Raw genomic sequence first — 12,436 nt, 5'->3', positions numbered from 1 at the left:
TCCTGAGCTTGCCGAAGGGGCGCGAAGAGAAGATTGATTTCGCGCAGAGGCGCAGAGGACGCTGAGAGAAGGAGCGATTGGAGCCGGCATCCGCTTTCAAACCGCCGGAGGCTTCTGATCCCGGTCGCAGTCCTAACATCTACCCGGACCGCGACACCTCCGCGCTCTCTGCGCCTCTGCGCGAACAAAACCTTCTCTTCGCGCCCTTCGGCAAGCTCAGGACATGCTTTGCGCCTTCGCGTGGATCAATCTTCGGCGCCCTGCGGGCGAAAGCTAAGGGTCAGGCTTGGGCGAAGACCTTGGTGCCGACGATGCCTACCACGGTGAGTGCCATGAAGCAGGCCTGGATGCCGCTGACCTTGTCGCCGAACAGGATGACGCCCCCGATGATGACGCCGATCGCGCCGGCGCCGGTCCAGATCGCGTAGGCGGTGCCGGCGGGTAGGCCGCGCATGGCTAGCGCGAGCAGGCCCATGTTGACGAAGCTGAGGATGATCGGGACGCTGGAGGCCTGCCACGTGGCGATGGTGGCCGCCCATTTCAGGCTGAGCGCCCAGCAGATTTCGGTAACGACGGCGACGGCGAGGATGAGCCAGGACATAGTTGTTCTCCAACGGGCTCAGATTGAGACTCGGCCGCCGGAAACCCGGGAAGAGACGGCCGTCGATAATGATGTGTCGCGAGAGGGACGCGTGCCCTCACATTCCAACTGCTTCGCAGCGGGCCCCTTCCTCTCCCCGAGGGGAGAGGAGAAGACTTAGTTCAGGCGGCTGAGGCCCGAGATCGAGCGGTCGACCATGGCGCGGTCGGCGGCGGCGTCGTGGTTCTCGGCGATCAGGATGCCGGCGGCCTTTGCGGCAGCATCGGCAGCGCGGGCGCGGACTTCGGCGATCGCGGCGCGTTCGGCGGCGGCGATCTTGTCCTCGGCCATTTCGCGCGGCGGGCCATCAGGTCCTCGGCGCCAGCCTTCGCCTTGGCGATGATCGCCGCAGCTTCGTGGTGTGCGTGGGCCTTCATGGCTTCGGCTTCGACGTGCGCGGTCTTGGCCTTCGCCTCGTATTCGGTGCGGATCGCTTCGGCTTCGGCACGGAGCGCCTTGGCTTCGTCGAGCTGCGTGCGGATGCCGGCGATGCGCGCGTCGAGCATCTTGCCGATCATCCCTGGAACCTTCTTCCAGATCATCAGCAGGATCACGACGATCATCGCCACCGCGACCCAGCCGGTCGAGGTCAGGCCGAGCGCGGTCGGATCGGCGACATGCTCGACCCCACCAGGTGCGGTGGTGTGGCCCTGGATGCCCTGGTTGTCGATCGCACCTTCGGGCGCCATGCCCTCTTCGTGGATGACCTTTGCGGCCGAATCTGGATTAGCCATGCGCCGTCGTCCTGCGTACCGCGTCGCTCGCCGCGTCCAGGCTAACCTGGAGCCCGGCAACCTTGGCGGCCAATTGCTGTGCTGCCTCGGCGGCGACACCCTGAAGGTTCGCGAGAGCCTCGGCCTTCGCGTTCGCTACCGCCAGATCATGATGACCCAGACGCTCGGCGAGTTCGGCGTCGGCCGCATGGACCTGCTGCTCGAACGCGGTCGCCGCACGCTTCGCAGCGGCAGCCGTCTCGGCCTGCGCCGCGGTACGTGCCGCGTCCATTTCGGCCTGCCAGTTCGCCTGGACCGTATCGGCCTGCGCACGGGCAGCGACCGCCGCCGCCAGATCGCCGGCGATCCGGCCTTCGCGCGAGTCCACGTTGGACACGATCTTTGGCACCATGCCCTTGCCGATCCCGAAATACAGGATGCCGAAGGTGAGGAGCAGCCAGAAGATCTGCGAGGCGTAGGTAGCGGCTATCTGGGCAATCTGGGGCATTGGTCTGTCCTGCGTTAATCCGGCCGGGCACGGTTGCCCGGCCAAATCACCGAGTGGTTAGGCGACGAACACCAGGATGATCATGGTGACGAAGGCGAGCAGACCGAGAAGCTCGGCTGCTGCGAAACCGATGAACAGACGGCCCTGCTGGCTGTCGGCTGCGCCCGGGTTACGGAGAGCGCCGGCGAGGAACTGTGCGAACACGTTGCCCACGCCGAGGGCTGCGAGGCCCATGCCGATCGCTGCGAGGCCGGCGCCGATCATCTTTGCTGCGTTGACGTCCATGATAAATTCCCTTTGAAAATCAGTTAGGTAATGGAAAACTTAGTGAAGATTGACCGCGTCGTTCAGATAGACCGACGTCAGCAACGCGAACACATATGCCTGGATCGCGGCGACCAGCAGCTCGAGCAGCGTGATGCCGATCATCAGCAGCATGCTCGGCGCGGTCACCAGACCGATATACATCCCGCCGAGGTTCAGACCGTTGATCACGAACGCGGCGAGCACCTTGAGCAGGATATGGCCCGCGGTCATCGCCACGAACAGTCGCAGACCGAGCGAGAACGGACGCACCAGGAACGACATCAGCTCGACCACGAAGATCAGCGGAATCATCAGCGCGGGCGTACCGCTCGGCACGAACAGCGAGAAGAAGTGGAAGCCGTGCTTGCCGAAGCCGACGAGCAGCACGATCGCGAAGCTGATCAGCGCCAGCACGCCGGTGACGGTCATGTGGCTGGTCACGGTGAACGGATGCACGCCGGGGACGATGCCGAACGGCAGCAGGCCGATGATGTTCGCGAACAGGATGAACATGAACAGCGAGAAGACGTAAGGCACGAAGCGCTTGCCGCCTGGGCCGACATTCTGCTCGAGCATGCCCGAGATGAAGCCGGTGAAACCCTCGACCGCCATCTGCCAGCGACCGGGCACGAGCTCACGCTTCATGCCACCGATCATGAACGCCCAAAGCGCGACCAGCGTCACCACCATCCACAATGCGGAGTTGGTGAACGACAGGTCATAGCCACCTACGATCCAGTGCGAGCCGAACGCCGGCTCGATCAGGAACTGGTGCATCGGATCGATCTTGCCGCCCTGTTCTGCCGCCACGTGGAATCCCTGCCGTCTTGATACGACAAACGCCCGGTTACTCCGGGCGTTCGCCTGAAATTCGAATGATCTGCCTGAACGCGACCGCTATCCCGAGGAACAGCAGCACGATCAGGCCCCAAGGGCCAGTGCCGAACCAATGGTCTATCAACCACCCGATCAGCGCACTGCCGACGAGACTCCCGATAAGAGCGGAAATGACGCGATTGCCTTGCGAGTATCCTCGCTCGGCGTCCGGCCCCTTCTGCCCCTTTGCGAGCGTTTCCCGATGCTGCGCCTCTCGCAATCGCTCATCGAGCGCGGAAAGTCGCGGATCGTCAACACCCTGGGGGTCCTGTCCGGGTTCGATCTCCGCCACGCACGTTCCTCCACCTGATTTCGCATCGGGGAGGAAGCAAGCAGCGACGAGCGATCCCGCCAAGGCGCGGTCCGTTTAGAAAAGGGGGTGCAAGTCAACCGGTGTGACATGCGCGTCATTAATGGGGCCGTGCGATCCTCCCCGCCAGGGGAGGTGGCACCGCAGGTGACGGAGGGGAGGACACGGAGCAGGGGTTTCGCCTCCTCCCCCTCCGTCTGGCAAGAGCTAGCCACCTCCCCCTGGCGGGGGAGGATTTCACGTCGGAACAGCCACGCTCTTCGTCATCCCGGCGAAAGCCAAATTCTTCCCCCTCCCTGGAAGGGAAGGTCGGGGTGGGTCGGCCGGTTGGCTGGCGATACGGATCCCAAGCGGCCTACCCACTCTAGCCCCTCCTTGTCAGGGAGGGGAGCCGAGTAGCCTCAAACGCAGCGCGAATCGCGTTCGGGGGCGCCGGCTGTGCGGGTCTTCCAGACACCGTTGGGTGTCTTGTACTTCTCGCCCGGATTCGTCGCGGCGATCAGGTTGCAACCGCTGGTGAACGCCAGCTGCTCGACCGTCGCACCGCTCGCCTGCGCCTTCTGCGTGTAGGCCGACTTGCGCTGGATATTGATGTTGTTGACCAGCGCGCGAAGGTCCGCACTCGCCGCGCCGACGAGGCCCAGATACCCGTCGGGCTGCTCGCCGACCTCGCCGCCGGCACGCGCCGCGGCATAGGCCGGATCGCGCTGCGCGGACGCCGCCACCGAAAGGCCGCCGAGAACCGCGGCTGCGGCAATCATGACAAGGACCTTTTTCATCTTAGAATATCCCCGGATTCTGCTGGATCAGCGACTTCGCCTCGCCATCGAGACGATAGACCACTTCCTGCGTCACATTGATGTTGAGGTTGATCTCGATCGGCTTGTCGGGGGCCGACACGCTGATGCAGCCCGGCAGGGCGGCGGCGGTCGTCACCAGAAAAGCGATCGTCCTCATCACCTGCAAGATCGGCCTTTGCTCCAGCTTCTTCAATCCTGTTTCGGTCATGGCACGATACTGCTTTCCGTGGGCTGAATGGTTGGAGGTTTCGGCGGAGATGGCGGCGCCGACTGCTGCTGGATCAGCGCGGGCAGGTTGCGCTCGATCAGCCGCTTCGGATCGTAGAAGCTCTGCGCGGTGTCGAGCAGCCCGCGGAACGGCGCCTTGATGCGGATATTGAACACGAACGGCAGCTTTTGCAGGCGGCGGACGATGAAGTTCGCCTTCGCCCCCTCGCCCTGGCTGATCCCGGCGAAGCGGACGTCGGTCACCATCTCGCCCGCGAGCGGCCCGTTCATGCCGACGCGCAGCGACTGGTAGCGGAGCGACTTCAGCGCCTGGAACGCGATGTTCGCCCAGATGCCGAGATCCTTCTGGCTGAGATCGCCGACATAGGCGAGCGTGCCGCCACCGGGCCGGACGCGCAGGTCGCCCCTTCGATGCGTCCGCCGCTCTCGTCGAAGATCATCGGCAGGACACCGTCGAAGATCCCGGTCGCGTCGAGGTTCTTGAAATCGAACTGCTGCAGGAACTGGTCGGCGGCCATGTTGGCGATGTGGAACGTCATCCGGCGCTCTTTCGGCGCGGAGAAATCGAGCAATGTCGGGTCGAGCGTCAAAGATCCGCCGGCGAACGGCCAGGAGCCACCCTCGACCTGCACGCGGGCACCGGGCAGCGTCTGGTAGCGGATCGTGCCGTCGGTGACCGGGATGCCGGGATTGAGCGTGCGGATCGTCGCCACCTGCCCCGGCGCGCTCTGGAGGTTGAGCAGGTCGGTGAAACGAATTTCGGTGGCGATTCCGTGACCGGCCCAAACGCGGCGGCGAGATCGGTGCCGGCGGTGCGAAACACGCCGTTGCTCGTCACGCCGTCGGGGTTCCAGGCGATGTGCCCTCGCCGCTGACCGATCCGTTGACGTCGGCGATCACGCCGAAGGTGAGCGGGGTGAGCGCGTCGGGTTGCAGCCTGTCCTTGGCGAAGGCGATCGCGGGCACGTTCAGGTCGGCCTTGCCCGTCCCCTCGCGAGTGCGTGGTCCAGCGTTACGTCGGCGACCTTCGTGCTGGTGGTCGGCTCGAACAGCGTGCCAGCGGCGGTGATCGTGCCGTTCACCAGCGCCAGCGTGACGGTGCGCGCCGCGAGAGGCTTGAACCGAGGCGTCGGCGCGGCATCGGATACGCCCATCGCGCCGGTGAGGTTGAGCGCGCCGCCGACCAGCGTCCACTCGCCCGCCGCATCGCCGAGCAGCAGCGGGACATTGGCGATCTGCCCCGAGCCGTCGGTGAACGCGCCAGCCACGCCCGGCCCCGTCATGCGGCCGGTGATGGTGCCGAAATCGAGTCGCGCAACACGCTCGGGCGCGCCGATCCGCGTCTGCACCCCTCGATCCGGAAGCCGCGATCGGCGAGCCGCACGGTCGCCCCGGCGGTCGCGAGCGTGATTGGCGTAATGCCGAGTCGCCCACCCAGCTTCGCCGCAGCGATCGTCGCGCCGCCGCTGATCCGCCCGCCATCGACCTGCACCAGTGCACCATCGACGGGGCACAGGGTCAGCCGCGACGGATCGAGCACGAGTCCGGATATCGCGAGCCGCCGGATCGCGAGCGGGGCGCAGCCGGTGTTGACGACGAGCCGCCCACGACCGTCCCAAAGCGCAGCGACCGGCATCGACAGACCGTCCACGCGACCGTTCGCGATCGGCCCGTCGAGCGTTGCCTGCGTGGTAATCGACGTCGCGCCGCCGGGCGTCGCGCTGAACGTCACCGGGGTCAGTGCCAGCCGAGCGCCGCCCGCCGCATAAGGGGCGATGCGCGCCACGCCGCGGATCGCTGCGCCGGGTTTTGCCTGCGCGAGCGACACACGCGCCTCCGGCAGGCCACCGCCCTGCAGCGCCAGAGTCGTGTCGAGCCTCACGCCGCCCTTCGGCCAACCGATCGCGACCCTGCTCCCGCCGCCAAGCGCCACGCGCGCGCCGCTGGCCGAAGCGAGCGCGAGGCGGGACAGCACGGCCGAACCGCGTCCGTCCGCGAGCCGCACCGAAACCTCGCCGTCCGCCGCGAAACCACGGCCCGCACGCTCAATGGCCTGAGTCATGGCGACCGCGAGGGGTGCGACCGGCGTTCCCACCGCCACGCTGCCCAGGCCGCCGACGCTGGCGAGCCGCGCCTGCGCCACCGCGGCACCGCTCGCCCGCACGCGTCCGTCGAATAAGATCTGCTTGCCGATCCGATATGCGCCCGCGATCGAAACGCGTCGTGCTCGGCCTTCCACGGTCCGGACGGTATCGGCGGCGATATCCGCCTTGCCGCTGGTCGCGGCCGCGCTGCCGGTGAAATCGATCGCGCCTCCCGCCCCGGCCAGCGCGATCCCCGGTGCGCGTGCCGCCCCGGTCTTGAGCGTCGCCGTGCCCTGCCAGCGGTCGAGCGCGGCCGAGAGCCCGACGTCGAGGTCCGCAACGATGTGGTCGGCCCGAGTCGTCCCGCAGGCGAGTCGCGACACGCGTACCGGCCCGGTAATCGTCGGTTTCGCCGCGTCGATCCTCAGCTTCACCGTAGCCGCCAGCCGGTCGATCGCGCACCCGCCGACATCGAGCCGCTCGCTGATCGCCGCCAGGGTGCCACGGAAACCGTCGTCGAGCTTGCCCGATCCGGCGAGCTTCAGTCCGACGACACCCTGCGGAGTCTCCAGCCGCATCCGACCATCGGCGACCGCCACGTCGAGCGCGGGCAGCGAGAACGGCTTGCTCGTCGAGGCCGGCAGCAATCTGTCGATCGCGCCGAGCGAGACTTTCCCGTCGACCAACCGACCGCGCAGCCGAACCTTCCCCGCGCGCACGCCTTCCAGATACGGCCCCGACAGCCCGACTCCAGTCCGCGTCTCGACCCAGTCTGCGACCAGATCCGGATGCGCCGGATCGCCCAGCACGACGTTCGTTAGCCGCTGGCCGCCCAGCGCGAGGTTGGCGATCTCGTACCGCGCAGGCACCCCGGCCTTCGCCAGTTCGCGATCGATGAACCCTTCCGCGATCGGCTTGCGCGCGAGCCACAGCGCGATCACCCCGGCAAGCAGAACCAGCGCGATACCGCCGAGCCACCGCACCTTCCGCGGGAGCCGAAGGCGGGGGTTGCCCCTGTATCGCTCGCCTCGCTCAACCGCCTACTCCGCCACGCAACTGGTCCCTGCATAGGCGGGTGCGGGGTCGACACGCAATTGCGCACAGCCGGTTGCGCAGTGCCAAGGATCGACATTCTACGATCCTCCCCGCAAGGGGAGGTGGCGCCGTCAGGCGACGGAGGGGAGGACACGAAACGGAGGTTGCTCCTGCCTCCCCTCCGTCTGGCAAGTGCCAGCCACCTCCCCTTGCGGGGAGGATCGTTCGGAGTGGATATTCGTGCTAGCTTCGCGTGATGGCCGATGCAGATGACGCAATCGACAACCTTAAAGGCCATAGAGGGCGCCTCCGCAAACGCTTGTTCGAAGGCGGCAGCGACGCGCTGCTCGATCACGAACTCATCGAATATCTCCTCGCGATCGCGATTCCCCGCGGCGATACCAAGGCGCTCGCCAAGGCCCTGATGCGCGAGTTCGGCGGGATCGGCGGCGTCCTCACCGCGGATGCCGAGGCGCTCGGCCGGGTGAAGGGCATGGGGAAATCTCGACCGCGGCGATCAAGATCGCGCATGCCGCCGCGATCCGCCTGCTCCAGTCGCACGTCAGCGACCGCCCGGTGCTCGCCAACTGGCAGGCGCTGCTCGATTATCTCCGCGCGGACATGGCGCACCACGCGATCGAGCGGTTCCGCGTGCTCCACCTCAACACGAAGAATATGCTGATCCGCGACGAGGTGATGAGCAAGGGCTCGATCGACCAGGCTGCGGTGTATGTCCGCGAAGTCATCCGCCGCGCGATCGACCTCGGCTCGGCGTCGATCATCCTCGTCCACAATCACCCGAGCGGAGACCCCTCCCCAGCCGCGCCGACATCGAGATCACGCGCACCATCGCCGAGGCGGGCAAACGCCTGGGCATCACCGTGCACGATCACATCGTGATGGGCACCAGTGGCCATGTCAGCCTGCGCGCGCAGGGGTTGATCTGAGGCAACCCAATAGTTCCGTCAAAGCACGCGACGTTTGCCCCGCGCCTTCGTTGTCCGGTCGAAGGAATTCCATGTGGACAACAAGCTACACGACCAAGCCTCGACCGTAACCGCCGAGCATGGTCAGGTTCTGGTCGATGGGCCGGATGGCGTTGCGGTATCGCTGACCTCGATGCCGCCGTCGAGACATCCGACCGCCTCTTGGAAGCCGCCGTCGAAGCGCAGGGCCAGATCTTGTCCAAGACGCTCGCCGACAAGGAACAGGCCACGCGGAAGGCCGGCTGAGCGCAGCCACGCGAGCGTCCCGTCGATCATGCAGACCGGGGCAATCTGAGCCAATCACGGGAAACGCCGCCGGGCGAACCCGACGGCCATGCATGTGCGTGAAGCGTGGAAGATCAGCCCTGTGAGAGGAAGCTGGTCAGCTCCGGCTTGGACAGCGACTTGTTCTTGTCGGTATCGGCCTGTGCGAACGCTGCGGCGACCCACTTCTTCGTCTCGGGCGTGCCGGGCTTCGTCGCCGGATCGGTCTTGGTCTTCAGCGCGACCATCCAATCCCCGAACTCGGCCGCGCTGAGCTTGCCGTCGCCGTTCTTGTCGTAGGTCGGGAATTCGGTGTCGATGACCTGCGCGACCTGATCGCTGCTGGCGGGTTGCGTCGCCTGTGCGGTCTGTGCCGACTGGGCGGGCGCAGACTGGGTTGGTGGCGTCTGGCCCGGCGCGGTCTGGGCGGGCGACATCGAAGGATCGGCCGCGCCCGTCGTCGCCGTAGGCGCAGTCTGCGGCGATGTCATGGTGGATTGCGCGAGCGCCGGCGCAGCAATCGTCATCGCGCCTGCGAGCAGAGCATATTTGAGCATTGCCATTCTCCATCGGCTAATCGAAATCGTTACTGGACGATCACCGCAGCAGCCCCGGGGATACTGGGCGGATACTGCGGCACACCGACCGTCGAAGGCGGATATAGGCCGAACGCATTGCCGTTTGTACCCCGTCGATGGCCTGCTAGGCGCTCCGCAGGCGTCTCCCGAGGGAGCACGCGACGAACCGTGCCATTCACCAGCCCCGAGGAAACCCATGGTCCCCCGCTATTCCCGCCCCGACATGGTCGCGATCTGGACGCCCGAAGCGCGCTTCAAGATCTGGTTCGAGATCGAGGCGCACGCCACCGACGCGCTCGCCGAACTCGGCGTCGTGCCCAAGGAAGCCGCCGCCGCGATCTGGGAAAAGGGTGCGTTCGAGGTCGACCGGATCGACGAGATCGAGCGCGAGACCAAGCACGACGTCATCGCCTTCCTGACCAACGTCGCCGAGCATGTCGGCCCCGAGGCGCGCTTCATGCACCAGGGCATGACCTCGTCGGACGTGCTCGACACCTGCCTCGCGGTACAGCTGGCCAAGGCGAGCGACATCCTGATCGCCGATCTCGACGCGCTGCTGGTGGTGCTCGAACGCCGTGCGCGCGAGCACAAGATGACGCCGACGATCGGCCGCAGCCACGGCATCCACGCCGAGCCTGTCACGTTCGGGCTGAAGCTTGCGCAGGCGCATGCCGAGTTCGCGCGCAACCGCGCGCGGCTGGTGGCGGCGCGCGAGGACGTCGCGACCTGTGCGATCTCGGGCGCGGTCGGCACGTTCGCGAACATCGATCCGTTCGTCGAGGAATATGTCGCGGGCAAGCTCGGCCTGTCGGTCGAGCCGGTCTCGACCCAAGTCATCCCGCGCGATCGCCACGCGATGTTCTTCGCGACGCTGGGCGTGATCGCCAGCTCGATCGAGCGGCTCGCGACCGAGATCCGGCATCTGCAGCGCACCGAAGTGCTCGAAGCGGAGGAGTTCTTCTCGCCCGGCCAGAAGGGCTCGTCGGCAATGCCGCACAAGCGCAATCCGGTGCTGACCGAGAACCTCACCGGCCTCGCGCGCATGGTCCGCGGCTACGTCACGCCCGCGATGGAGAACGTCGCGCTGTGGCATGAGCGCGACATCTCGCACTCGTCGGTCGAGCGGTACATCGGCCCCGATGCGACGATCACGCTCGACTTCGCGCTGGCGCGGCTGACGGGCGTGATGGACAAGCTGGTCGTGTACCCCGAGCGGATGTTAAAGAACCTCAACAAGATGGGTGGGCTCGTCCACTCACAGCGCGTGTTGCTGGCGCTGACCCAGGCGGGCGTGAGCCGCGAGGATGCGTATCGCCTCGTCCAGCGCAACGCGATGAAGGTGTGGGATTCGGATGGCGCGTTGTCGCTGCTGGAACTGCTGAAGGCCGACCCGGAAGTGACGCTGTCGGATGCGGAACTGGAGGACAAGTTCGACCTCGGCTATCACCTGAAGCACGTCGACACGATCTTCGCCCGGGTCTTCGGCGCGGCCTGAGGACTGGGCAAACGTTGCTCCCCTCCTGAAAGGGAGGGGTTGGAGTGGGTAGGCCCGCTTGAGCCACCACGTCTGGAGCTCGCGGAAGCCGACCCACCCCTGCTCCTCCCTTCCAGGGAGGGAGAACGTCGTGTTCGGGCAAATATAGTGTCCCAGCGACCCTCAAGATGCACGCAACGCAATTGCGATTACGTGTTACAAAATTGCGACAACGCGCAACTATAGCCATATTGCCCTTGCCGGATATTTTTCTGGCATCGGAGACCTACCCATGCGCATGTTCGAAACCGTGACCAGCACCATGCTGGCGATCGCGGCTCAAGCGCTGGTGGTCGGGGTGGTCGTCACCGCCTTCTGATCCATCGGCCCGCCCGCCCCTTCCGAGGGGCGCGGCTAAGCCGTCGGAGCAGCGCGAGATCCGCCAATATCTGGTAGCCTGCCCTGCATTTTGGCTTGCCGGCCTTGTCAGAAAACCTGGCCATTCCAGTCAAACACTGCGATCTCAGGTTCTTAGGTGTTTGGCATCATTAATGCAGTGACACAGATGTGGCGCAGTTGAGCGTCATCTTCTGTGAAAGGCATTCCATGTTCCAGATCCACTCGTTCCGCCCAGCCGCTCTGCTTGTCGCGAGCATCGTCGCGCTCGGTGGCGCCTCCGCACCCGCATTCGCCGCCGGCGACAAGCCGATTTCCGTCACGATGCCCGCCAGCGTCTTCAAGGACGACACCAGCCGCGTCTGCATGCCGCGCACCATTCTGGGTCGCAAAGTCGACAAGACGCTGCCCGAGACGATCTGCGAGACCCGGTCCGAGTGGAGCGCACGCGGCGTCATCATCCGCACCAAGTGACGGCGGCGGCCAGTCCGACCAAGCAAACGGCGGCTCTATCGATCCTCCCCCGCAAGGGGAGTGTCACCGAAGGTGACGGAGGGGAGGACACGGAGCCGAGATTATCGCTTACCTCCCCTCCGTCCGGCAAGAGCCGGCCACCTCCCCTGGCGGGTGAGGATTTAGGACCGCCACTGAGGAGCTTGCTCTCGCCTCGCCTAAAAACGAGATCGACGGCGTTTACCGCGTCCGCGGATAGCGTGCCGCGAATTCCTCGTCCGACATCATCAGATAGCGGATCATGTCGATCAACGCCCAGGGTGCGCTGATGACCAGTCCCACCACGGTGATGCTCAGCACCAGCATGACGATCCCCGAGCCCGTCCGCCCGAGGTAGAAGCGGTGGATGCCGAGCGTCCCGATCACGAACGCCATCACCGCGGCGACGTATTTGTTGCGATCGTTGGCCGGCGCGGCGACGGGAGCAGGCGGCACCGCACGGCGCGGGCCCGGCGCGGTCGGCATCGGGAATACGCTGAGCGCACGATCGTTGGCGGCTTCGAAATCGACCTCGATGCCGATCGCCGGTTCGCCGCGATGCGCCCAATCCTCCGGCGCAAACCGATAGCGTTGTCCGTCCTGCCCCGCGACGATCCCTTCGCCAGTGCGGGGATCGACGCCTAAAACCTGTCCGCGCATGTCATTCCTCGATGTTCGGTATCATTCTGGCGGAAGCCGCGGATCAGGCAAGCTCGAACTCGCCCCGCCCCAGATCAGGCCGCGAT

General features: G+C 65.9%; 15 protein-coding genes and 3 pseudogenes. 3 read left to right on the top strand and 15 right to left on the bottom strand.

Going from position 1 to position 12,436, the window contains the following annotated elements:
- Nucleotides 1-280 precede the first annotated feature (280 nt).
- The 12 genes and pseudogenes from AC0IX7_RS18690 to AC0IX7_RS18635 form a co-directional block, all read right to left on the bottom strand.
- A complete protein-coding gene (locus AC0IX7_RS18690) occupies nt 281-601 on the bottom strand; it encodes a DMT family transporter (RefSeq protein WP_332755543.1) in 321 nt (106 codons plus the stop codon).
- A 156-nt stretch (nt 602-757) separates the two neighbouring features.
- A pseudogene (locus tag AC0IX7_RS18685) lies at nt 758-1,329 on the bottom strand (F0F1 ATP synthase subunit B family protein).
- A 37-nt stretch (nt 1,330-1,366) separates the two neighbouring features.
- Entirely contained in the window at nt 1,367-1,861 is a 495-nt protein-coding gene (locus AC0IX7_RS18680) for a F0F1 ATP synthase subunit B family protein (protein WP_471813351.1), read from the bottom strand.
- A 57-nt stretch (nt 1,862-1,918) separates the two neighbouring features.
- Nucleotides 1,919-2,146 carry a F0F1 ATP synthase subunit C gene (locus AC0IX7_RS18675; RefSeq protein WP_031394300.1) on the bottom strand — a complete coding sequence of 76 codons (228 nt, stop codon included), beginning with the start codon at nt 2,144-2,146 and terminating at the stop codon, nt 1,919-1,921.
- A gap of 39 nt (nt 2,147-2,185) precedes the next feature.
- The gene (locus AC0IX7_RS18670; protein WP_060527334.1) at nt 2,186-2,944 is read right to left on the bottom strand and encodes a F0F1 ATP synthase subunit A; all 759 of its coding nucleotides are present in this window, start codon (nt 2,942-2,944) and stop codon (nt 2,186-2,188) included.
- A 70-nt stretch (nt 2,945-3,014) separates the two neighbouring features.
- Nucleotides 3,015-3,335: an AtpZ/AtpI family protein gene (locus AC0IX7_RS18665; RefSeq protein ID WP_187504811.1), complete on the bottom strand. Its 321-nt coding sequence runs from the start codon at nt 3,333-3,335 to the stop codon at nt 3,015-3,017.
- Nucleotides 3,336-3,754: 419 nt separating this feature from the next.
- The gene (locus tag AC0IX7_RS18660; RefSeq protein WP_248522784.1) at nt 3,755-4,132 is read right to left on the bottom strand and encodes a YdbL family probable chaperone protein; all 378 of its coding nucleotides are present in this window, start codon (nt 4,130-4,132) and stop codon (nt 3,755-3,757) included.
- 1 nt (nt 4,133) lies between these two features.
- Complete coding sequence (locus AC0IX7_RS18655; protein WP_128455299.1) at nt 4,134-4,310, bottom strand: YnbE family lipoprotein; 177 nt, start codon at nt 4,308-4,310, stop codon at nt 4,134-4,136.
- 47 nt (nt 4,311-4,357) lie between these two features.
- Nucleotides 4,358-5,124: pseudogene (locus AC0IX7_RS18650) on the bottom strand (intermembrane phospholipid transport YdbH family protein).
- 91 nt (nt 5,125-5,215) lie between these two features.
- Nucleotides 5,216-5,347 carry a hypothetical protein gene (locus AC0IX7_RS18645; protein WP_471813349.1) on the bottom strand — a complete coding sequence of 44 codons (132 nt, stop codon included), beginning with the start codon at nt 5,345-5,347 and terminating at the stop codon, nt 5,216-5,218.
- Between the two features lie 2 nt (nt 5,348-5,349).
- Nucleotides 5,350-5,664, bottom strand: coding sequence for a hypothetical protein (locus AC0IX7_RS18640; RefSeq protein ID WP_471813348.1), 315 nt, complete (start codon nt 5,662-5,664; stop codon nt 5,350-5,352).
- On the bottom strand, nt 5,661-7,448 hold the full coding sequence (locus AC0IX7_RS18635) for an intermembrane phospholipid transport protein YdbH family protein (protein ID WP_471813346.1): 1,788 nt from the start codon (nt 7,446-7,448) through the stop codon (nt 5,661-5,663). Before AC0IX7_RS18635 ends, AC0IX7_RS18640 begins: the two co-directional genes overlap by 4 nt.
- Nucleotides 7,449-7,756: 308 nt before the next feature.
- Between AC0IX7_RS18635 and radC the strand changes: the two are divergent.
- Nucleotides 7,757-8,447: pseudogene (gene radC, locus AC0IX7_RS18630) on the top strand (RadC family protein).
- 123 nt (nt 8,448-8,570) lie between these two features.
- On the opposite strand, the gene AC0IX7_RS18625 reads toward radC, so the two are convergent.
- Both AC0IX7_RS18625 and AC0IX7_RS18620 read right to left on the bottom strand, forming a co-directional pair.
- On the bottom strand, nt 8,571-8,762 hold the full coding sequence (locus tag AC0IX7_RS18625; protein ID WP_471813344.1) for a hypothetical protein: 192 nt from the start codon (nt 8,760-8,762) through the stop codon (nt 8,571-8,573).
- 83 nt (nt 8,763-8,845) lie between these two features.
- Nucleotides 8,846-9,307 (bottom strand): EF-hand domain-containing protein, encoded by a 462-nt coding sequence (locus tag AC0IX7_RS18620; protein ID WP_471813343.1) that lies wholly within the window; start codon nt 9,305-9,307, stop codon nt 8,846-8,848.
- Nucleotides 9,308-9,524: 217 nt separating this feature from the next.
- Here AC0IX7_RS18620 and purB point away from each other — a divergent pair, with 217 nt between their 5' ends.
- Together purB and AC0IX7_RS18610 are read left to right on the top strand one after the other, a co-directional pair.
- On the top strand, nt 9,525-10,823 hold the full coding sequence (purB, locus tag AC0IX7_RS18615; RefSeq protein WP_187504805.1) for an adenylosuccinate lyase: 1,299 nt from the start codon (nt 9,525-9,527) through the stop codon (nt 10,821-10,823).
- Between the two features lie 585 nt (nt 10,824-11,408).
- On the top strand, nt 11,409-11,672 hold the full coding sequence (locus tag AC0IX7_RS18610; RefSeq protein ID WP_254686482.1) for a hypothetical protein: 264 nt from the start codon (nt 11,409-11,411) through the stop codon (nt 11,670-11,672).
- Nucleotides 11,673-11,891: 219 nt separating this feature from the next.
- Here the strand turns inward: AC0IX7_RS18610 and AC0IX7_RS18605 are convergent, their stop codons facing one another.
- Nucleotides 11,892-12,350 carry a TM2 domain-containing protein gene (locus AC0IX7_RS18605; RefSeq protein ID WP_398457304.1) on the bottom strand — a complete coding sequence of 153 codons (459 nt, stop codon included), beginning with the start codon at nt 12,348-12,350 and terminating at the stop codon, nt 11,892-11,894.
- Between the last annotated feature and the right edge of the window lie 86 nt (nt 12,351-12,436).

It is taken from the genome of Sphingomonas sp. AC411 (assembly GCF_979253035.1).
This window is presented reverse-complemented; position numbering and strand designations above follow the sequence as displayed.